The organism is Methanophagales archaeon (assembly GCA_021159465.1).
Lineage (GTDB): Archaea > Halobacteriota > Syntropharchaeia > Alkanophagales > Methanospirareceae > G60ANME1.
Window position 1 is genome coordinate 1 of sequence record JAGGRR010000211.1, and the last position, 1,099, is coordinate 1,099.

The following is a 1,099-nucleotide window of genomic DNA, read 5'->3' on the forward strand; positions in this document are numbered from 1 at the left end:
AGGTAAATGTTGTACCAAATCCAAGCGTTAACACCCAGAAAAGAATAACCGGGTCAATTTTACGCTCCCTTATAATAAGTACGCTCTCTCGTGCAGTATTTCTTAAAAAATTCTCTGGTAACATCTCTACAATTGCCTCTACCGTGGGGTCTATTCCCTTTTCATTATTTAGATTCATATATCGTATCACCGCCTAAAATAGTCACTTTTATAGCTTAAACAGTTCTGTGTAGTCCTGAAATTTTTGACTTTATAAACCCTACCTCTCATTCCCCTATCACCTCATCAAAAAGCTTGAATACAACACCTAACCTTACCTCTACCGGCAACCTGCTCCAGAAGGCATCTTCTGGTGTTTGGAGATAGTGTTTGGTGTCAAGGCTTTCATGGAATCTGACGTCGTTGTACCAGTAAACGAAGTCATCCAAGCTTTCAAAATCGTCTCTGTACCTGTTGTAGCAGTCAAAGAGTTTCTCTATCTTACCGTTTGTCTGGGGATGCTTTATCCTGGATGTTATCAGCTTTATACCCAGGGATTCAAGGTGACGCTTGAATCTGCTGTCCCATTCCTTTTTACCATTCTTTCTGTGAGCTCCGAACTCACTTCCATTGTCTGAGATCAGCTCTTTTAAAGGCATGATGCCCCAGTAATCCTCAACAAGCTTATCTACCAAAGCTATGCTGTTTTCAGTGTTAGCATTCTTGAATTCTCCTGCTGCAAGGATTTTCCTTGAAGCATCATCCAGAATAGCACAGAACTTTATCCCATCCTTCTCAAACCAGTCTATATGGGCATGGGCAGCTGACATCGAATGCTCTCTTTCATACCTTACGTATGGCATCCTTCTTCTCTTCTTCCTCGGTTCTTCCTTTGCCAATCCTTCTTCAAGCAAGTATTTGTGGATGCGGTTGTGAGGGATGTGGATGCCAATGCCATACACTTGCTCTATTACCTTCTCCTTTTCGCTTAACTCTTTCACCTTTCTCCCCTCTTTCTTATTGGCAAATACTCCCCGTATGTGAGTCAGTAAGACCATACCCTCTTGACCGTTGAAACGCTGACCCTCATCTCAAACGCTATCTCTCTGTTGCTCTTTCC

General features: G+C 42.4%; 1 protein-coding gene. It reads right to left on the minus strand.

The features are described 5' to 3' along the window. Positions 1-266: 266 nt before the first annotated feature. The gene (locus tag J7J01_09040) at positions 267-980 is read right to left on the minus strand and encodes a transposase (protein MCD6211009.1); all 714 of its coding nucleotides are present in this window, start codon (positions 978-980) and stop codon (positions 267-269) included. Positions 981-1,099 lie beyond the last annotated feature (119 nt).